Annotated in this window: 17 protein-coding genes (1 of these 17 cut by a window edge); 16 read left to right on the top strand and 1 reads right to left on the bottom strand. The window is 54.2% G+C overall.

Going from position 1 to position 19,427, the window contains the following annotated elements:
* Window positions 1-37 precede the first annotated feature (37 nt).
* Both G6R31_RS16080 and G6R31_RS16075 read left to right on the top strand, forming a co-directional pair.
* Window positions 38-559 carry a helix-turn-helix domain-containing protein gene (locus G6R31_RS16080; protein WP_081608273.1) on the top strand — a complete coding sequence of 174 codons (522 nt, stop codon included), beginning with the start codon at window positions 38-40 and terminating at the stop codon, window positions 557-559.
* Window positions 556-1,065: an IS630 family transposase gene (locus G6R31_RS16075; RefSeq protein WP_040384450.1), complete on the top strand. Its 510-nt coding sequence runs from the start codon at window positions 556-558 to the stop codon at window positions 1,063-1,065. Before G6R31_RS16080 ends, G6R31_RS16075 begins: the two co-directional genes overlap by 4 nt.
* A 94-nt stretch (window positions 1,066-1,159) precedes the next feature.
* On the opposite strand, the gene G6R31_RS16070 is transcribed toward G6R31_RS16075, so the two are convergent.
* Window positions 1,160-2,143 carry an IS4 family transposase gene (locus tag G6R31_RS16070; RefSeq protein ID WP_164994044.1) on the bottom strand — a complete coding sequence of 328 codons (984 nt, stop codon included), beginning with the start codon at window positions 2,141-2,143 and terminating at the stop codon, window positions 1,160-1,162.
* A 539-nt stretch (window positions 2,144-2,682) separates the two neighbouring features.
* Between G6R31_RS16070 and G6R31_RS16065 the strand changes: the two genes are divergently transcribed.
* The 14 genes from G6R31_RS16065 to G6R31_RS16000 all read left to right on the top strand — a co-directional run.
* Window positions 2,683-3,060, top strand: coding sequence for a hypothetical protein (locus tag G6R31_RS16065; protein ID WP_017870743.1), 378 nt, complete (start codon window positions 2,683-2,685; stop codon window positions 3,058-3,060).
* Window positions 3,061-3,081: 21 nt separating this feature from the next.
* On the top strand, window positions 3,082-4,335 hold the full coding sequence (locus tag G6R31_RS16060) for an oligosaccharide flippase family protein (RefSeq protein ID WP_017870744.1): 1,254 nt from the start codon (window positions 3,082-3,084) through the stop codon (window positions 4,333-4,335).
* Window position 4,336: 1 nt separating this feature from the next.
* Window positions 4,337-5,455 (top strand): UDP-galactopyranose mutase, encoded by a 1,119-nt coding sequence (glf, locus tag G6R31_RS16055; protein ID WP_043826536.1) that lies wholly within the window; start codon window positions 4,337-4,339, stop codon window positions 5,453-5,455.
* Window positions 5,452-6,384, top strand: coding sequence for a glycosyltransferase family 2 protein (locus G6R31_RS16050; protein ID WP_081608274.1), 933 nt, complete (start codon window positions 5,452-5,454; stop codon window positions 6,382-6,384). Before glf ends, G6R31_RS16050 begins: the two co-directional genes overlap by 4 nt.
* Before the next feature lie 71 nt (window positions 6,385-6,455).
* Window positions 6,456-7,352, top strand: a complete 897-nt coding sequence (locus tag G6R31_RS16045) for a glycosyltransferase family 2 protein (RefSeq protein ID WP_081608275.1) — start codon at window positions 6,456-6,458, stop codon at window positions 7,350-7,352.
* Window positions 7,353-7,481: 129 nt separating this feature from the next.
* Window positions 7,482-8,585 carry a glycosyltransferase gene (locus G6R31_RS16040; protein WP_043826539.1) on the top strand — a complete coding sequence of 368 codons (1,104 nt, stop codon included), beginning with the start codon at window positions 7,482-7,484 and terminating at the stop codon, window positions 8,583-8,585.
* A gap of 44 nt (window positions 8,586-8,629) precedes the next feature.
* Complete coding sequence (locus tag G6R31_RS16035; protein WP_161617963.1) at window positions 8,630-9,628, top strand: EpsG family protein; 999 nt, start codon at window positions 8,630-8,632, stop codon at window positions 9,626-9,628.
* 31 nt (window positions 9,629-9,659) lie between these two features.
* Window positions 9,660-11,750 carry a glycosyltransferase gene (locus G6R31_RS16030; protein WP_051056493.1) on the top strand — a complete coding sequence of 697 codons (2,091 nt, stop codon included), beginning with the start codon at window positions 9,660-9,662 and terminating at the stop codon, window positions 11,748-11,750.
* Between the two features lie 324 nt (window positions 11,751-12,074).
* Window positions 12,075-12,974: a glycosyltransferase family 2 protein gene (locus tag G6R31_RS16025; RefSeq protein WP_017870749.1), complete on the top strand. Its 900-nt coding sequence runs from the start codon at window positions 12,075-12,077 to the stop codon at window positions 12,972-12,974.
* Between the two features lie 134 nt (window positions 12,975-13,108).
* Complete coding sequence (gene galE / locus G6R31_RS16020; protein WP_017870750.1) at window positions 13,109-14,119, top strand: UDP-glucose 4-epimerase GalE; 1,011 nt, start codon at window positions 13,109-13,111, stop codon at window positions 14,117-14,119.
* Between the two features lie 36 nt (window positions 14,120-14,155).
* A complete protein-coding gene (locus G6R31_RS17065; protein ID WP_161617965.1) occupies window positions 14,156-15,892 on the top strand; it encodes a sugar transferase in 1,737 nt (578 codons plus the stop codon).
* On the top strand, window positions 15,892-16,530 hold the full coding sequence (locus tag G6R31_RS16010; protein WP_025567110.1) for an acetyltransferase: 639 nt from the start codon (window positions 15,892-15,894) through the stop codon (window positions 16,528-16,530). The genes G6R31_RS17065 and G6R31_RS16010 overlap by 1 nt, the downstream gene beginning before the upstream one ends.
* Before the next feature lie 56 nt (window positions 16,531-16,586).
* Window positions 16,587-17,768, top strand: a complete 1,182-nt coding sequence (locus G6R31_RS16005) for a DegT/DnrJ/EryC1/StrS family aminotransferase (protein WP_025567112.1) — start codon at window positions 16,587-16,589, stop codon at window positions 17,766-17,768.
* A gap of 18 nt (window positions 17,769-17,786) precedes the next feature.
* Window positions 17,787-19,427, top strand: the 5' portion of a protein-coding gene (locus G6R31_RS16000; RefSeq protein WP_017871977.1) for a polysaccharide biosynthesis protein. It continues 183 nt past the right edge of the window; only the first 1,641 of its 1,824 coding nucleotides appear in the window; it begins with the start codon at window positions 17,787-17,789; its stop codon lies beyond the right edge, outside the window.

Genomic DNA, 19,427 nt, shown 5'->3' with positions numbered 1-19,427 from the left:
AAGTTAAGTACAAGGAAATTAACGTTTAGACTTAGGTATGGCTCGACCTGCTCGACGTATCGATATCTCCCTAGAAGACGACCTCTTGTTGCGGGAACTGGAAACCAGTCCCCATACACATCCGAAACTCCGTCTTCGGGCAAGTATCTTGCGGCTCCATCGGCAAGGCTGGAGCATTCCGCAACTGTCAGAGCACTTTGCCCGGAATCGGCAAGCCATCCACAACGATTTGACGCGTTTTGAGCAGCATGGCATCGCAGGATTGGCCGATAGTTTTCCTCCTGGTCAACCCTGCCGGGTGACCCCTGAGATCGAGCAGTTTCTCCACGAGAAACTGCGTGAAGAGCGCTTTTGGAGCGCTCCTCTCCTCTCCCAAGCTGTCGAGAAGCAATTCGCTGTTTCCTTGACCTCACGTGCCATGGTCAATCACCTCAAGCGTCTCGGCTATAGCTGGAAGCGAGCCAGATACGCTCCAGCCAAGAAGCTTGACCCTAAAGTCATGCAAGAGCACCAAGCGTCCTTAGAGACGCTAAAAAGGGGGCACTGGACGGCAAATTGACGCTGAAATATCTGGATCAGACGGGCCTTTCTTTGATGCTGTCGATTGGCTCAACCTGGTTCAAGCGAGGCTCGGGGAAGCAGTTTGAGATCCCCACGCGGTGGGGATCTTCTGGTCGGATCAACCTGATTGGGACATACAGCCTACATGGCACGGAAGAACAACTGGAAGTTCGCGAATTGTCCGGCTCGTGCAACGGTGAGCAGGTGATGGCGTATCTCGATACGTTGGCTCTTCAAGCCGCCCCAGACCAGATGACTGTGGTGGTGCTGGACAACGCTCCCTTTCACAAGGGAGCGAAGCTGAGAGAAAAGGCGGCTGAGTGGGAGAAGCAGGGACTCTATTTGCGCTATCTGCCACCCTATGCCCCGATGCTCAACCTGATTGAAGAGATCTGGCGGAAGCTCAAAGGCATAGTGATGCCGCGACGCTGTTACAACTCAGTCGACGAACTTCGCGAAGCGGTTCTCACAGGCCTCAAGGTACTGGGAGCACGGTTTATCTAAATGTTAATTTCCTTGTACTTAACGCTGATAAGCTGCCGAGCTGTGACTGACCGCAAACCCTATCGACACCGTTTTCCGCTGAGTGTGATTGGGATCAGTAGGTGACAACTTCACTTTCAGCCGCTCCTGGCGGGCAAAAAGCCTGGATTAACACCTCCAGGACCGCCATGAACTGTTCGGGTTTCCACCGTAGGGCATCCACGAGATGCTGAGCACCATGCCGCACCAGACTGACCGCTCTCCGACCATGCTTCAGAACGGGGATGGGCCAGGTCTGGCTGAGCCAGACCCCGAGTCGCAGACAGAACATCCAGGCCAATGTCACCAGGCCGAAGAGTCGCTGTAGACGGCTCCTTTCCGTCATTCCGGTCCGCTCCAGGTCGAAGCCTCGCTTCTTGAAGCTGCTGAAGGTGCACTCAATCGACCAGCGCTGCTTGTAGAGCTTCCAGGTCTTCCGAGCGCTGAAATCTGTGGCGATGATGACGAGGTCACCTGTAGGTGACCTCGTTGCGACCACCCGCATCAACTCGCCGAACACGAACACCTTTTCGCTAGTCTCATGGAAACGGCCGTGCTGGACATGCTCAAACCATTCTTTCCCATTCATGTCGTCCAGCATGTCGCTGTGCCGAATGCGGATGGCCCGCTCGATGCCATGCCGACGAAGAAAGCGGAACCATTCCGCGCCGATGAACTCCCGATCGGCCACCAAACCCAGCCAGCGTTTCGCTGGCAAGGCCCGAAGGAGCTTCAACACCAGCCACATTCGGGCGTATGTGTGACTGTTCCCGGACTGGTCAAGAGGCACCCAGATCAGAGGCAGGGTGAAGCCGTGAACCACGGCTCCAAGCACCAGAAAGTTGATGGGGGTCTCGCCATGTTCCCAATTGGTGCGGTCCAAACTCAGCAACACCTTCCCCGGTGGAAGATGGACGACAAGCAGAGCGATGAAAAAGCCCATGTCCAGCTGCTCATCCCGGAAAGTGCGGTCTGCCCGCCTTTTTTTAGCCTGTGGGGTACTGATACCGGGCATATGGGCACTCAGGTCGTGATGATTGACGCTCCTCGCGGCAATCATCGCCAGGAGGACATCGATGAGCCTCTGGAGCGTGTCGATGCGGAGGTGACTGGCGTGCGTTTTGAAGTGCCGGGTGAGTGCGGTCGCCTGCTGGACAGTGGATTCTGTGGACTTCACAGCTTCAGAAGACCGCGAACAGTCAGCCCCATCAAGCTTGATGGGGCTGACTGTTGGTTTTCTCCGTCTGGGACGAGGCCAAACTGAAGTTGTCACCTACTGAGGTGGTGGCCAGTCTTCTTCCCGTATATTGCGGTGAAGTGATGCACACCTACGATGAATCACGCATCCATATGTCACCGAAGAGTCGACGTCCGGAAGGAGAGCAAGAAATTGATCTGGTCGTCCCTTGGCAGGGAGTACCACGGCAGCTGCCTACCATCTTGCTAAGCAGTCTTATGCTGGGGGCCGGCGCCTACCTCTCGTGTCCACAGTCCCGCGTGTATGAATTGCGTACCAGTCAACCGTCGAACGATACGCAGAGACAGAAGAGGACTGGACCCCTTAATAGTCTGAGCCGCGCGGCTCCCCTCTCAGATGGTATGTTCAGTCAGGTGCTCGGCAGTTCGCTGGTGCTGGGTAAGGTTATCAAACAGGTGTGCACTTCTATCACTGTCCAGGAGCCGAAGCGGACCCGGCTAGTGCAGGCGCTGCAAGACGACTTTGCTCAGGTACGAACACCAGAGGCGGCCCGAAGGCTGGCCGATCTGAGCAGCCGTGTCCTTGCCAACTGGGATCGCAGTCATGCCATAGAAGGGCTACACTATGTCTGGGCAGGTTTCCAGACTCAGTTGTTCCAGTTGCAGCAGCAACTCAAGCCTGCCAATACGCAGAAGCGGGAGGTTTTGATCACTCGTCAAGCCAGTATTCAAAGTAACCTCATCCAGTACAAGGGGTTTTCTTATGTGTCCCGTACCTGAGTCGTTGCAGGATAACGGCTGATGCGTAAAAACCTTTTTGCGCTATACGGCGTTCAGGTGGCGACGCTGGTGCTCCCGCTGCTCAGTATTCCGTTTCTGGCGCGTGTTCTTGGCCCTTCTGCCCTGGGTGAGCTGGCCGCCATTCAGAGCCTCTTTGCGACGCTCGGGTTTCTGATCGAGTATGGATTTGGTCTTTCGGCCACCCGGCAGGTGGCTATCCACCGAGATAGCCGTTCTGAACTTACCAAGATCTTCTCGAACGTTCTGGGAGGTAAGTTGCTGCTGAGCGTACTGTTTCTGTTGGTGTCGCTTGCAGTGTACATCTTCATTCCTGTCTTCCGGTCCCATCCCCTTCTCTTCTGGCTGGGTTTTCTGGGGGCTTTGTTTCAGGGATTTAACCTGATGTGGTTTTATCAGGGGATCGAGAAACTCCCCAGAGCAGCCTCCATTGATATTTCTCTCAAGTTTGGATATACAGCCTTGGTGCTATTGCTTGTGCGTTCTCCGAATGATGTTGCTCTTGTGATTATGCTTCAGGGTCTCTCTTCGCTGCTTTCTTTAATTATCAACACTTGGCGGGCTCTACCACACATAGAGCATTTGAGAATTACGCTTGGCGGAAGTCTATCAGCGCTAAAAGACGGTCGGAGCATGTTTCTGTTTCGAGCTGTGAGTGTTCTTTATACGAATGCCAATACAGCACTGTTGCGCCTTTTCGTGCCAGCCGCAACAGTAGCGCAGTACTCGACGGCAGAGCGGCTAACTGGCATCAGTTCCAGTGCACTGTGGCCGATCATGCAAGTCTTCTTTCCGCGGCTGAGCTATCTTGTACATCATGATTTTTCTGCAGCACAGGCATTGTTCCGCAAGACTTTCGTCATTATAGTGGGGGTCTCAACCCTGGCGGCTATATTTGGTTTCTTCTCTGCGCCTATAATTATCAAATTCATATTTGGCGACCAATTTATCTCTGCCGTTCCGCTGTTCCAAATTCTTATCTTTAATTTACCGATTATAGCGATCAGCCAGCTTTTTGGCTTACAATGGATGATTCCGAACCAAATGGAGAGGACGTTTAACAAAATAATTGCTGCTGCTGCAATATGTAATCTTATCTCTGTTGCTTTGATCGTTCCTAAATTTGGAGCAATGGGTATGGCGTGGGGGGTAGTTGCAAGTGAAACAATCGTGACCATCTCAATGATTGCTTCGGTACTTAAGAGTAGTAAATCGCCGTTTAAGGTTACGAGACCTAATATCTTTACAGGAGGATGAGATGAAGTTTGATTATTTAATTGTAGGAGCGGGTTTTACGGGCGCAACATTAGCTGAGCGTCTGGCTAGTCAGTATGATAAAAAAGTGCTTGTCATTGATAGGCGTAATCATATAGGCGGTAACGCCTTCGACAGGCACAATGAGGATGATATCCTGCTCCATCTCTATGGTCCTCATATTTTCCACACCAACAGTAAGAAAGTATGGGAGTATCTATCTCAATTTACCGAATGGAGACCATATTTCCATGAGGTTTTGGGTGTCATTGATGGCCAAAAAGTTCCAATTCCTTTCAACCTTAACAGCCTTTACGCTCTCTTCCCGCCCGCATACGCTGAACGGCTGGAGAATCTGTTAATTGAATCCTTTGGTTTCGGCGTAAAAGTACCCATACTTAAGCTTCGCGAAAGTTCTAGCAGTGAGCTGAAATTCCTTGCGGAATATATTTATAAGAATGTGTTTTTAAATTATACTAAAAAGCAGTGGGGTCTTTCGCCTGAGGATCTTGATCCAAGCGTCACGGGCCGAGTGCCTGTTTATATTAGTCGTGACAATCGATACTTTCAGGACACATATCAGGCCATGCCGCGCCAAGGGTATACAAGAATGTTTGAAAATATGCTTCAGCATCCTAATATTAAAGTAATGCTTAATACCGATTATAAAGAGATATATGATGCGATAAAATTTTCTCGTCTTGTATACACGGGACCTATTGATGAGTTTTATTCCTTCAAGCATGGTGAGTTGCCGTATCGGAGTTTGCGATTCGAATTTCAGACTTTGCAATATGAATACCACCAATCGGTAGGCACGGTAAACTACCCAAACGAGTATGACTTCACTCGTATTACGGAGCAAAAGTACCTGAGTGGCCAGAAGAATAGGGCAACCACACTTATTACGGAATACCCCCAGCCTCACATAACTGGTGTTACGGATGCGTATTATCCGATTATAAATGAGGAAAATAGAAAAAGATATGAGGCCTACGCGAAGGAGGCAAGAAATTCTGACGTTATTTTTGCTGGTCGACTGGCTGATTATAAGTATTATAATATGGATCAGGCTTGTGCGAGAGCCCTTAGCATATCAGAAGAACTGGGAGCAGAAAAATGAGTATTACAGATTCGGTTTACGCGGTTGTTGTTACATTTAATAGGGTTGATTTACTGAAGAGGACGCTTAAATTCCTTGAAGCTCAAACGAAGCCGCTGGACAAAATTATTATTGTCAATAATGCCTCTACGGATGCAACGCACGGCTTCTTGAAAGAATATTGCACTTCTGATTTATACGCTGTTTATCACCTTGGAGAAAATTTGGGTGGTGCGGGTGGGTTTTCCTATGGAATGCGACAGGCTGTAATTGATACTCCCGATTGGATTTGGATAATGGATGATGATGCTTTTGCGGCACCTGATTGCCTTTTCAAACTCCTGACAGCTAATACTAAAGCCGAAGTTCGCATCCCTATCCAAATTGATGACACGGGGAGACGTTATGGACTTTACGCTGATAATGGTGGCCTACGAGAACAGGCGATTCAAGCATCAGGTTTACAAAAAGCGTGCAGTTTTACTTTTGTCGGCCCTCTATTCAGTCGGCGGCTCGTGGAAAAAATCGGTCTTCCCCGTGCGGATTTCTTCATTGGTGCCGACGACCTCGAATATGCCGCTAGGATTAGGGGTAAGGGGTTTGAAGTAGTCGCTATTATTGATGCGACGATAAGTCACATGTATGGACAAGGCCCTCAGCCATTTTCGCGTTGGGGACGTAAGAGTCTTCGCACCCCCATACCTGCTTGGAAAGCCTACTACTCAACCCGTAACGGGCTGGCTGTAGATCTAATTTATAGTAGTGGTTTTGAAAAATTTATCCTGGCGATTAGGCATGTAGTAAAATCGGTGCGTGCGATGCCTGGGGAGATATTCTATGAGCCTGAGGGTTTTAAAAAGGCAAAATACCGAATTATGGGTTTGATCGACGGAATTCTTGGACGGTTTGGAAAAAGAGTTATACCCAACCGAATATTATCTAGAAAATAGAGCTGTATTTGAATATACAGACATGAAATAAATCCTTATTATTAGCGTTATTTTTTATGAGGTGAAGGCAAGTGTTCATATCCGTTGTAATCGCAAGTAAAGGTCGTGCAGAAGTTCTAAACGATACAATTGAATCGCTTGATGCGCAGACGCGTCGGGCTGATGAAGTTATCGTGGTTGTAGCTTCTGAGCAGGACTATAACAAAGAGATCAAGCAAGTTTCTGGTGTGACGGTATTCCTTTCTTCTCCTGGGGGATCTGTCCAAAGAAACTTTGGCATTGAAAGAACGAGTAAGGACTCCGACTTGGTAGTATTTTTGGATGATGACGTCGAGCTTGCTGCTGATTATTTGCTGAGAATAGAGAACTTCTTTTTCTGCATGACTGATGTGATTGCTATTAGTGGTGTGCCGTTATTGGACATACCAGAAGATGGTCGCATGAGTAGAAATGACGCGAAAAAGCGTCTTAGTGAACCTAAAAATTTTAAAGTAAATGTCAGCTTTAGAGACGACCTTTATGGCTGTAATATGGCTGTTCGGAGATCATTCTTAGATTTTGAAAGGTTTGATGAAAGCCTTGTTGGGTATTCTTATTTAGAAGATGTTGATCTGGGAAGAAGGCTAAATAGGAGAGGGCTAATTTGTGATTATGGCGGAAACAGTTTGATTCATCTTGGCGTACCCGGTGGAAGAATCTCACAACGTCGCCTGGGATATGCTCAAATAATGAATCCTTTGTATCTTTACTTTACAAAAAGAAGCCTAGATTTCAATAAGCTGGTTTATTTAACTATTAAGGTGCCTGTTGGGAATATTCTTGGTGGGTTTGGAATTTTGAGTTTTTTTAGAAGTAATCCAGCGCTCGACAGTGTCAGAAGAGAAAGATTGAAGGGCAATATAGATGCTTTTATTTATGCACTTAAGAGGGGTGTAGATCCAAAGTCTATATTATCCTATAAAAAGTGATAATTATGTCATCAATACTTATAGTTAGATAAAACAGTTATTTATTTAACTCTAAAAGGAATATGTACACTTATAAAACATCCAATGGATTTCTATTATGATGGGACTCTGCGGGGAAAAGGGGTTAAGATGAGGATTTCGCTGGTGTCTGTGCAGTTAGGGATGGGAGGAGCCGAAAATCTTGTCTGTAACTTGGCCGATCGATTTGTTGCAAGAGGTCACGAAGTCCAACTCATCTCGTTGCTTGGTGAGCCTGTTGTTGTGCCTAAGTCTTCCCACGTGACCATCCATAACCTACGCATAATCAAGAAGAACCCGGCCAGCTGGTTGTCTGGAATCTACTATTTTAGCCGCGCCATAAAAAATTTTAAGCCGGATGTAGTTCATGCTCACTCCTTCCATTCTATAATTTTGGCCCGTCTAATGCGACCAATTTTAAATTACCCTAAGTTGATTTCCACGGGTCACAATCAGCGAGAGGGAGAGGGGGTACAAGGGAAAATTTACAAGTTGACTGACCGTTTGAGTGATGTGATGACTAATATAAGCCTTGAATCGACGGATGCTTTGAATACAAGGCTTAATATTAGAAAGAAAGCTATTACTGTCTATAATGGTATAGACTCAGATGTGTTTAGATTCTCGTCTAATGGAAGATCTAGCTTAAGAAAAGAGCTTGATATTGACGATGGTGAAAAACTCCTAGTAGCTATAGGGCGACTTAACCCACAGAAAGACTATCCCAATTTAATCGAAGCGTTAAAGATTATTGAGAAAAAGAACCCTACTTCGAATATTAAAGTAGCTATTATAGGAGATGGTGATATCTCCTATAAAAGGGAATTACGGCAAATGGTCGGGGATAAACTTTCAAGGACCCAGGTGAATTTTTTAGGTATACGACGCGATATTCCTGACTGTCTATCTGCTGCTGACATTTTTGTGCTCTCGTCCGCGTGGGAAGGATTTGGTTTGGTGGTTGCCGAAGCGATGTCATGTGAGCGAGTGGTGGTAGCAACCGACGCTGGTGGCGTGCGTGAAGTAGTCGGAGACGCAGGTTTTATCTGTCCGCCTCAGAATGCCGAGGCACTTGCCACTGCTCTGACTCAAGCGATGAGTCTGTCTGTGCCAGAAGCGGAAGCGTTGGGTAAGAAGGCCCGCGACCGGGTGGTTCAGAACTTCAGCTTGGACGCCGCAGTAGACCGCTGGCTCGAGCTTTATACACGAATTTAAGGCATAGGCAGCTTATGACAACACTAAATGTGCACCCTAGAACAATGGCCAAGAATTCTGCAGTTCATGATCGAATTTGGAATTGCTTGCTGTTTTTGCCTGTTCTTATCTATGCGTTTCGTTGGGGCACCAGGTCTTTTACAGTTGGTGCGGATACGGGTGCCTACGTCGGCATGTTCCTGGCTTACCTGAAGCAAGATCCTGCATTTATAAATTCCATTGATAAGGGGTTTCTCGGGGTCATCTCGTTCAGTCGTTTGTTTTCCACTGATCCACAGTCACTCCTGCTTACGGTCTGCCTCCTTGAAGCCGTCTGTTTTTACTTGGCTGGCGTTCTTTTTCTACGCCGCCCCTTCTACGTCTTCCTGTATGTCGTCTTTCTCCTTATCTCACCCTTTTACCTGTCTATCAACATCAACATTCTCAGGCATGGTACGGCCATAGCTGTAGCGCTTCTGGGGATGGCCGTGGTCTTTCGCCTCAGAAAACCCGTGTACCGGGTTTTACTGGCCTATCCGCCAGTCCTGTTTCATAATGTCGCAGGCCTTCTGGCGACTCCTATTTTTATCGGAGTCACCAGAATAAATATGGTTTATGTATGGCTAACACTGGCGTCTATAAGTGTTTTTAGTGGTTTCTACTCCTCTTTCGTTTCTCAATACCTGACTGGTCGATATCTCGACTATGCCACTGCAGAAACGACTTATCGAACTGGATTCAGGCCAGATTTTACTCTTTTTAGCTCCTTGCCTATATTTCTGCTTCTTATCGTTCCCTTCCGAAAGATGAGCATTGAAACTCGTTGGATCTTCAATGCTTATCTACTCATTAATGGATTGGGACTCACCATGAACTTTATTTCCTTCTCAGACCGTCTCCTGGCCAACTCATGGGTTATGCTACCGCTGCTGTTCGCCCTTGTTATACGTGACATCAATGACCGAGCCTTCAAAAAAAGAGTCAACAAAAATTTCTTTACCTTCGCTGTGATTGCCGCAATGCTGATGATCAATCTGGCATTTTATATTAAGCCCACGAGCTAAAGCACAACCCTTTTTCATCTGGAGTGCGACTATGATTAGTAAATATCAAGAGAAAAAGACGCTGAATATCGTTATTTATAACATCACTCCGGCAGGAGGTGTCGAGCGGGTAGCCGTCAACCTTGCCAATACACTGGCTGATACGTTTGAGGTTCATATTGTGAGCCTATATAGCAAGACCGGATCGCCGTTTTACCCACTTGACGAAAGGGTAAAGCTAATTCATCTGGGTGTCGAATTCAGTCCGGGTCTGAAAAACTATGTGCCTCAGAATATTGAGACTTTCAAGGCGCTTAAAAGTCAAGTCAGCTTCGACGCCCAGACGATAACGGTCGGAATGAGCGTCAATGTAAATGCTGTACTGGCTCTGCTCAAGAAGTCGGGCGTACAGGGACGCTTTATCGGCTGTGAGCATATGAACTATGATGAGGCAGTTGGGTTGGCTCAAATGACTCGACGTTTGACCTATCCTCTTCTAGATGATGTGGTGGTGCTGACCGCAGCAGAACAGAAGGTTTTTAAAGATCGATTGAATATCGATGCCAAAGTTATTCCGAATGCGCTTCCCATAATGCCTGAGATACCAGCGAGTTTAGAGGCCCGGCGCCTTATTGCTGTGGGCCGCTATACCAACCAGAAGGGCTTTGACCGCTTGATTCCGGCCATAGGCGACGTGATGCGTAGGCACGAGGACTGGTCTCTCGATATCTTTGGCAAAGGTGAGCAGGAGGCAGACTTGCGGCACCTGATCTTGCGGGAAGGGGTAAACAATATTCGTCTTCAGCCGCCGACTTCCAGCATCGAACAGGAGTACCTGGCGTCTTCTATTTACCTGCTTCCATCACGCTCTGAGGCTCTGCCGATGGTGGTGCTGGAGGCCCAGTCTTGCGGCTTACCTGTCGTAGCCTACGATTCCTCAAACGGGCCACGTGCCTTGATTTCCTCAGAAAATGGGGTGCTGGTCGAGGACGGCAATGGTCCGGCCTTCGCGGCTGCTATCGAGCGGTTAATGACTGACAACGCTTACCGCCGCCAACTTGGCCACAACGCTCGCCTCAGTGCCCAGGCCTACGCCCCCGAAAGGATTCGTCAGGAATGGCTCAAATTGTTCGGGGTGCATGATTCGTTCGTGCTTGGCTCGGGGCAGGAGTCTTCTGGAGCTGTGACGGCAAAGGCTCAGCAGGCAAGAGAGGACTATACGCTGACCCGTAAGCCCTTGCCGCCCAACCCCCGCGTGACCGTTGCCATTCCTATGTTCAACGCGGAAGCTTATATCGGAGCTGCCATCGGTTCGGTGCTGGCGCAGAGCTACTCGAACTGGGAACTTCTTATTCTCGACGACGGTTCGACTGACCGGAGCCTGGAGACTGTGCGGAAGTTTCAAGACCCGAGAATCAGAATTTTGAGCGACGGCGAAAACAGAGGCCTGAGCCGCCGCCTGAACGAATCTGTGCAGCTTGCCAGTGGAGAAGTCTATGCCCGGATGGACGCCGACGATCTGATGGTGACGACAAGACTGGAACGCCAGATCGATTATTTGCTGAGCCATCCTGACTGCGATGTGGTCGGCTCGTCGGCCTATATCATTGACGGCGACAATAACCTTACGGGGCTACGCGGTGGGAATCCTTTTGTGGAAAATGGTTTTTTGAGTGTCGCCCACAGAGGGGGTTTTATTCATCCTACGGTGACGGGCCGCACAGTCTGGTTCCGTGACCATCCCTATGACGTAAACGCGGATCGTTGCGAGGACATTGAGCTATGGCTGCGTACGGCAGACCAATCACATTTTGGGCAGCTTGAGGAACCGCTCCTGTTCTACCGCGAAGCCGGAGACCAGTCCGCGAAGGTGGAAAAGACCTCGGCGGGGTACAGGAAGATGCTCAGGGCCATGAGCCACACGGCCAAGCCCGAGTACCGCCCCCTGCTGAAAAAGCAGTTGCGTCAGGCCCACGTCAAAATCTGGGTTCGCAGGGTGGCGCACGGGCTGGGACTGGAACAACGGATCGTGGCGGCCCGCTCGCGGCCCCTGACCGAGGAGCAGCGCCGGGCGGGTGAGGCGGCTTTGCGGCAGGCTCTGGCAGGCCCTCAGCAGGAACCCAGGCGGGAGCAGACCCCGTGAAAATACTCGTAACCTCGGGTGCTAGGGGATACTGCATATCGGGATGTGTCCCACACGGCTTTTCTAGAGATGAAGTATTGGACATATTCTTCTATTAACGTATTTAAAGCATACTGTTTGCCAAATAACTAATTGACGAAGTCGTGGTACGTTATATGAAATGCTGAGGCTCGTAGAAAAACCCTGCCCTGCACGGAGTTTTTTCGATCAGCGCCAAATGTGACGCGGCACGAATAGCTAGCACCCGAGGTTCGTAACCTGTGGAACGGCTTATGTCAGACGACCGGTTATTTCTGGAGTAGCAACAACCTGGAGGCATTACGCATGACAACACTATTTCTGTCCGTAATCATCGCTAGCAAGGGGCGACCTGACATGCTTCAAGGCACAGTCGATTGCCTTATGAGACAGACGTTGATGCCCCAGGAAATCATCGTCGCCGTCACGGGCGACGAAGACTATCTGCCGGCATTGTTGTCCACTCCCCGGCTTCGTCTCGTGACCTCGCCTGCTGGGTCGGCCATCCAGCGCAACCGGGCCATTGCTGAGCTTCACCCCAATTCCACGATCACGGCCTTTCTCGATGATGATGTTGAGCTGGAAGATGGATACCTCGCCAAGATATGCGCCTTCATGGAGGAGCATCAGGATGTGGCCGGCTTTTCGGGCGCACCTGTACTCGACAAGCCCAAGTGGGGAGGGATGGAGCGCGAGGAGGCCCGCCAAATTCTGCATAATACCGTTCTGGATGCATCCCCACCCCACGAGTCGAGAGAGCTTTACGGCTGCAATATGACGCTCCGCACCGCTGCTGTTCGTCAGGAGCAGTTCGATGAGCGCCTGATTCTCTACGCCTATCTGGAGGACCGGGATTACGCAGCACGTATCGCTCGTCACGGTCGCACCGTTTTCTATACAGCGGCAAAGCTCATTCACTTCGGGTCGAGGAGTGGGCGAGTCTCTGAGAAACTGATGGGCTATACCCAGATGATGAATTCCACCTACCTGCTCCGAAAGGGCGTGCTTACCCCTAAGGAGTATGGGCGCCTGGGCCTTGGAACGCTCGGCGCGAACCTGTTGCGGACCCTTGGGATTAAGCACAACGGCGAAGCTGACATCCTGGACCGGGCAACTCGTCGTCTACGACTACAGGGCAATGTATTGGCAATCAAAGACATCATGTTATACGGAATTCAGCCTGAACGGGTTGCCCTATTGAAATAGTCGGTGGCCGCCCTTCCATCTCCGCTCCTAACCTTCCCGTGTGCTGGTTATGGCCTTTGACTGAAGATCAGCATTGAACTGTTCAACGGGCGTTGCAGCGGCCCCAACTAGGGAAATACACAAGGACTTTAACCATGAAAATACTCGTAACCGGCGGAGCAGGCTACATCGGGCGAACGGTCGTCTCGGCGCTGGCAGACGCTGGGCATACGCCGGTAATTCTGGACTCACTCGTGGTCGGACGCCCCGAGTTCGTGGAAGGTCAGGTGTTTTACCACGGCGATATCGCAGATGGGGCAGTGCTGGGCCGGGTGTTCCGCGAGCATCCCGACCTGGACGCCGTAATGCACTTTGCGGCCAGAATCGATGTGGAGGAGTCCACCCGCCTGCCGTCTCTGTACTACACCGAGAACCTGGCAAAAGCGCAGGTGCTGCTGCAGGCGGCGCTGGCTGCAGGGGTCAAGCGCTTTCTGTTCAGCTCCACGGCCGCTGTCTACCAGGCCGGTCGGCCCGGAGAGGGACTGCGCGAGGATTCGCCGCTCTTGCCCCTGAGTGCCTACGCCTCTTCAAAGCTGATGTTCGAGCGGGTTATGGCCGACATTTGCCGGGAGTACGGCGCGTTCGGCATGGCGCTGCGGTACTTCAATCCGGTGGGGGCCGACCCGGCCATGCGTTCCGGGCCGTTTCGCCCCGACCCGTCTCACCTGCTGGGCAAATTGACGAAACTCTCGGCAAGGGGCGGCGGTACATTCACTATCAACGGTGACGACTACGAGACCCGCGACGGCACACCTATGCGCGACTTTATTCATGTCTGGGACTTGGCGCAGGCGCATCTGGCGGCGCTCACTTACATGATGGACAGCGCAGAGGAGACAGGGTTTGAGGTCATGAACGTCGGCTCCAGCGTGGGCGTGACCGTCAGGGAGTTTGTAGACACGTTCCTTGAGGTCAGTGGCTCGCCCCTGAACGTCGTGGTCGGGGCGCGCCGCCCCGGTGATTCTGCGGGAGCGTTTGCCGACACCACGCGGGCGCGGGAGATCCTGGGTTGGGTTCCGCGTCTTTCCCTGCGCCAGGGGATCGCGGATGCTCTAAGGTGGGAGCAGATCTGGCAGGACCGTCAGCAACCGAATGGAGCGAAATGAACCATGCGTAGGTACGAAAAAGCCATTTTATTTGCTGTGACCTCATCGGTCAGCCTTGGATTTTTGCGTGGTCATGTAGGTCTCCTGTCCGGGCGGGGCTGGCGCACCGGGGTCAGTGCCGCACCCACGACGCTGGGTCAACTTCAGACCTTTGCCGCGCAGGAACAGGCCTCCGCTTTTCCCGTGCCGATGGAGCGGGAGATCAGCCTGGGGGCCGACCTGAAGGCGCTGGTCACGATGTACCGCACCCTGCGGACCTTTCGCCCCACGGTCACGAATGTCGGCACCCCCAAGGCTGGGCTGATCGGCGGGCTGGCGGCCACGGCAGCGCGTGTGCCTGTTCGCATCTACACGCTGCACGGGCTACGCATGGAAACGGCCCAGGGCAACAAGGGTCGTCTGCTTCAGGCCACCGAGCGTCTGGCTATGGCCTGCGCCCACCGAGTCGTGTGCGTCAGCCCCAGCCTGCGCGAGCGCGTTCATGAACTCGGCCTCGCGCCGGCCCATAAGACCGTCGTGTTGGGTGCCGGAAGTCCCAATGGCGTGCGTGAGCCACCCCCCACCGACCCCACTGCCACAGCTATGCACCGTGAGCGCCTTGGCCTGAAAGAGACGCAGCCCGTGATCGGGTTCGTGGGCCGATTTACGCGCGACAAGGGCATGGCGGAACTGATGGGGGCGTTCAGGCAGGTTCAGCAGCAGGTCCCGGAAGCGGCGCTGCTCCTTATCGGTGATTACGAGGCGGGTGACCCGGTTGCGGCGGAAGTACGCGACCTGATCGAGCAGACCCCTGGAGTCGTGCGGACCGGCTTCGTGCCCGACGTGTACCCCTATTACCCCCTGATGAACGTACTGGCGCTGCCGACCTACCGCGAAGGCTTCCCCACCGTCGCCCTGGAAGCTTCCGCGTTTGGCCTGCCTCTGGTCACGACAGACGCGACTGGGGCAAGAGACGCCGTGCAGGACGGCGTGACCGGCTGGCGTGTTCCTGTGGGTGACGCGGCAGCACTTGGCGTGGCCCTGACAGCGGCGCTGACGGACCCTGCGGAAGCCAGGCGCCGGGGTGAGGCAGGGCGAGCGTGGGTACTGAAGCACTTCGACCCCGAGCAGGTGCAGGAGCGCTGGGCAACCTACTATGACGAGTTGCTGCGCTGGCGGGAGCTGGGCGAGCAACACCTAGGAAAAAGGTGGCTCGATGTAGCGCTAGCAGGTGGAGCCCTGATTGCCCTGAGTGGTCCGCTTCTTGTGCTGAGCCTACTGGTGCGTTCCAGACTGGGCAGCCCGGTGCTGTTCAAGCAGGTGCGCCCTGGCCTGGGGGGGCAGCCCTTCACCATGTATAAGTTCCGCACCATGACCGACGAACGCGGCTCCGACGGAGAACTGCTGCCGGACGCTGTGCGTCTCACCGCGTTCGGGAAATTCCTGCGCTCTACCAGTCTGGATGAACTGCCGGAACTCTGGAATGTGCTCCGGGGCGACATGAGTCTGGTCGGGCCCCGGCCTCTGCTGATGTCGTACCTGCCGCTGTACAGCGAGCAGCAGGCCCGGCGGCACGAGGTCCGCCCCGGCATTACGGGCTGGGCGCAGGTCAACGGGCGCAACGCCCTGTCGTGGGATGAAAAGTTTGAGTATGACGTTTGGTATGTCGAAAACCGCAGTTTTGCCCTCGACCTCAAGATTCTGCTCATGACCCTCCAAAAAGTCGTGAAACGCGACGGCATCAGTGCCGACGGCGAAGCAACCATGCCTAGATTCAGTGGAACTGGTCCCTGATGCTCCCCGGCCTCCACGTGATCGGCGCAGGCGGTCATGCAAAGGTGATCGTCGAACTGGCCTACGCAACCGGCCGCAACATTGCGGGTATTTACGACGATCAATATGAGCGGCATCCCGGCGTGCTGGGCTACACCGTGACGGGGCCAATCGCCAGTCTTCCCGACACCTCTGACACCCACGCCATCATTGCTGTCGGCAATAACCGCTTTCGGCAGGTTATAGACGGCCGCTTCCAACACGTCACCTGGGCCACACTCATTCACCCGTTCAGCTGGGTCTCTCCCTCCGCGCGACTTGGGCCAGGAACAGTTGTGTTGGCCGGGGTGGTTGTCCAGGCCCAGGCCACCCTGGGCCGGCACGTGATCGCCAACACGGGATGCAGCATCGATCACGACTGCGCCGTCGGGGATTACGTTCACCTGGCCCCCGGCTCACGGCTGGCTGGCGGTGTTCACTTGGGCGAAGGTAGCTTCCTCGGCACCAAGGCCAGTGCCATCCCCGGCATCAATGTCGGCGAATGGAGCATCGTCGGCGCGGGGGCAGTGGTGTCGCGCTCCCTCCCAGCGAACATCACGGCGGTGGGTGCCCCGGCCAAGGTCATCAAGGAGCGCCCCACAGGGTGGCAGAACGACTGAACGGGGTGTGCTGTTTTCCATACAACTGACTCGAGAAGGCGTATGCTATGAGAAATATGGCGACGCACGCTTCTTTTCCTGGCTGGCCGGTCTTTGAACCGGACGAAATTCAAGCGGTGACGCAGGTCCTGCAATCCGGAAAAGTTAATTACTGGACCGGCACCGAGGCGCGGGAATTCGAGCGCGAGTACGCCGAGTACCTGGGCGTAAAGCACGCCATCGCTCTGCACAACGGCACGCTGGCGCTGGAACTGGCCCTGCATGCCTTCGGCATCGGAGAAGGAGACGAGGTCATCACCACCGCCCGGACGTTCATAGCCTCGGCGAGCGCGGCCGTCATGCGCGGATGCGTCCCGGTCATTGCCGAAGTTGATCCGGTGACCCAGAACATCACGGCCGACACCATCCGGCCGCTGATCACCGACAAGACCCGCGCGATCATTCCCGTTCACCTGGCGGGGTGGCCCTGCGACATGGACCCGATCATGGAACTGGCCCGCGAGCATGGCCTGATCGTGATCGAGGACTGCGCTCAGGCGCACGGCGCATTTTACAAGGGCCGTCCGGTAGGCAGCATCGGGCACGCAGGCGCGTTCTCGTTCTGCCAGGACAAGATCATGACGACCGGTGGCGAGGGTGGCCTGCTCGCCCTGAACGACACCGAGGTCTGGAAGAAGGCCTGGGCGTACAAGGACCACGGCAAGAGCTACGACGCGGTCTACAACCGTGAGCACGCCCCCGGCTTCCGCTGGCTCCACGAGTCCTTCGGGACGAACTGGCGCATGCTGGAAGTTCAGGCCGCCATCGGACGCCTGCAACTGCGCAAATTGCCGGACTGGATCGAACGCCGCAGAGCCAACGCGCAAGTCCTCACTGAGCGGCTCGGCAAACATGCTGCTCTGCGCCTCACGGTTCCTGGCGACGACATTCACCACTCGTACTACAAGTACTACGTCTTCGTGCGCCCCGAGCAACTGGCCGAGGGCTGGGACCGCGACCGGATCATGAACGCCGTCACCGCCCAGGGTGTGCCGTGCTTCAGCGGATCGTGCTCCGAGATCTACTTGGAGAAGGCCTTCACCGACGCTGGCTATGGCCCAAAAGATCGCCTGCCTGTGGCGCGTGAACTCGGCGAGACCTCGCTGATGTTCCTGGTGCATCCGACGCTGTCTGAAGAGGACATGCACCGGATGGCCGACGCAGTTGATGTGGTGATGAGCCAGGCGCAGCGCCCCTGAGGTGAGAGGGAGTCGCGGATGAACATGACCCTGAATAAATTCCTGCTCGACCTGGCCCTGTGGGCAGCGGCAGCGCTTCTGGCGTACGCCTTCAGGAAACCCTCGCTCGTCGAGCTGGGTGTGCCGCTCAACGTTCTGGGCTACATAGGGCTCAGCGTGGCCGTGATGGCGGTCATGGCCTGGCGCTATCACCTCCCACGTCAGACCTGGCAGCGTGTCGGTGTCCCCGATCTGATGGCCCTGGCACGCGCCGTGGCCCTGTCGACGCTGCTGATGTTCGCCCTGGGCTTCATCTTCCGGGGCTGGCTCGACCTGCCCCGCAGTGTGCCGCTGCTGGCGGGCGTCCTCGGCTTCCTGCTGATGGGCGGAGTGCGGGTGCTGGCCCGCTTGCTCGCCGAGAAGGTCCGGAGCCGTGATGCCGCCACGCATAAACGCGTCCTGATTGTCGGTGCTGGAGACGCCGGGGCCCTGATCGCGCGGGAGATGCAGCGGCATCCGGAAGCGGGTCTGCGGCCCATCGGTTTTCTGGATGACGACCCTGGCAAGTGGCGGCAATGGGTGATCGGGCTTCCCGTCTTCGGGCAGGTCTCGGAGCTGCCCACCATCGCGGCGAGGGAAGATGTCGATGAGGTGCTGATCGCCATTCCTTCCGCGACCGGCGAGTTCATCCGCCGCGTCGTGGACCTCTCCCGTGAAGCGGGGCTGCGCTACCGGATCATCCCAGGCGTGTTCGAGATCCTGTCCGGGGACGTGAACATCAGCCAGATCCGCGACGTGAACCTCGAAGACCTCCTGCGCCGCCCGCCGGTCCACCTGAACACCGCGGAGATCGCCGGGTATCTCAAGGGGCGAGTGATCCTGGTCACGGGGGCGGGGGGCAGCATCGGTTCGGAGCTCGTGCGGCAGATCAGTCAGTACCAGCCGGCCACCTTGCTGCTGTTCGGGCGCGGTGAAAACAGCATCTTCGGCATTCAGCAGGAACTCGCCCGCACCCGGCCGGAGATCAAGCAGGTGAGTCTGATCGGCGACGTGCGTGACGAAGCCCGCCTGCGCTACGTCTTCGAGACCTACCGCCCGGAAGTCGTGTTTCATGCGGCGGCGCACAAGCATGTGCCGCTTATGGAGCAGGCTCCGTCTGAAGCGATTCTCAACAACGTTATCGGTACGCGAAACGTCGTGAAACTCTGCCTGGAATACGGCATAGGCCGCCTGGTCAACGTGTCTACCGACAAGGCGGTAAACCCTACCAGCGTGATGGGGGCCTCGAAGCGTCTGGCCGAGATGATCGTTTCTGCGGGCGCGGCGCAGGCACGCGAGACTCAGGCGTTCGTTTCGGTGCGCTTCGGCAACGTGCTCGGCAGCCGTGGGAGCGTCGTTCCGACCTTCATGGCGCAGATTCGCGCCGGTGGGCCCATCACGGTCACGCACCCAGAAATGGTCCGTTACTTCATGACCATTCCCGAAGCGGCCCGGCTTGTCCTTCAAGCCGCTGGGCTTGCTGAGAACGGCAAGGTCTATGTGCTGAACATGGGCGACCCGGTCAAGATCGCCGATCTGGCCCACGACGTGATTCGCCTGTCCGGCGCGCAGAACATCGATGTCGTCTACAGTGGCGTCCGCCCCGGCGAGAAGCTCTACGAAGAACTGCTCACCAGCAGC

Origin of the sequence: Deinococcus wulumuqiensis R12 (genome assembly GCF_011067105.1) — a bacterium.
Taxonomy (GTDB): domain Bacteria; phylum Deinococcota; class Deinococci; order Deinococcales; family Deinococcaceae; genus Deinococcus; species Deinococcus wulumuqiensis.
This window is presented reverse-complemented; position numbering and strand designations above follow the sequence as displayed.

Excerpts from the sequence above, each read along its gene's own strand:
- G6R31_RS16080 (WP_081608273.1), top strand. The coding sequence starts at position 38 with ATGGCTCGACCTGCTCGACGTATCGATATCTCCCTAGAAGACGACCTC.
- G6R31_RS16070 (WP_164994044.1), bottom strand. The coding sequence starts at position 2,143 with ATGATTGCCGCGAGGAGCGTCAATCATCACGACCTGAGTGCCCATATG.
- G6R31_RS16065 (WP_017870743.1), top strand. The coding sequence starts at position 2,683 with ATGTTCAGTCAGGTGCTCGGCAGTTCGCTGGTGCTGGGTAAGGTTATC.
- G6R31_RS16060 (WP_017870744.1), top strand. The coding sequence starts at position 3,082 with ATGCGTAAAAACCTTTTTGCGCTATACGGCGTTCAGGTGGCGACGCTG.
- glf (WP_043826536.1), top strand. The coding sequence starts at position 4,337 with ATGAAGTTTGATTATTTAATTGTAGGAGCGGGTTTTACGGGCGCAACA.
- G6R31_RS16050 (WP_081608274.1), top strand. The coding sequence starts at position 5,452 with ATGAGTATTACAGATTCGGTTTACGCGGTTGTTGTTACATTTAATAGG.
- G6R31_RS16040 (WP_043826539.1), top strand. The coding sequence starts at position 7,482 with ATGAGGATTTCGCTGGTGTCTGTGCAGTTAGGGATGGGAGGAGCCGAA.
- G6R31_RS16035 (WP_161617963.1), top strand. The coding sequence starts at position 8,630 with ATGGCCAAGAATTCTGCAGTTCATGATCGAATTTGGAATTGCTTGCTG.
- G6R31_RS16030 (WP_051056493.1), top strand. The coding sequence starts at position 9,660 with ATGATTAGTAAATATCAAGAGAAAAAGACGCTGAATATCGTTATTTAT.
- G6R31_RS16025 (WP_017870749.1), top strand. The coding sequence starts at position 12,075 with ATGACAACACTATTTCTGTCCGTAATCATCGCTAGCAAGGGGCGACCT.
- galE (WP_017870750.1), top strand. The coding sequence starts at position 13,109 with ATGAAAATACTCGTAACCGGCGGAGCAGGCTACATCGGGCGAACGGTC.
- G6R31_RS16010 (WP_025567110.1), top strand. The coding sequence starts at position 15,892 with ATGCTCCCCGGCCTCCACGTGATCGGCGCAGGCGGTCATGCAAAGGTG.
- G6R31_RS16005 (WP_025567112.1), top strand. The coding sequence starts at position 16,587 with ATGGCGACGCACGCTTCTTTTCCTGGCTGGCCGGTCTTTGAACCGGAC.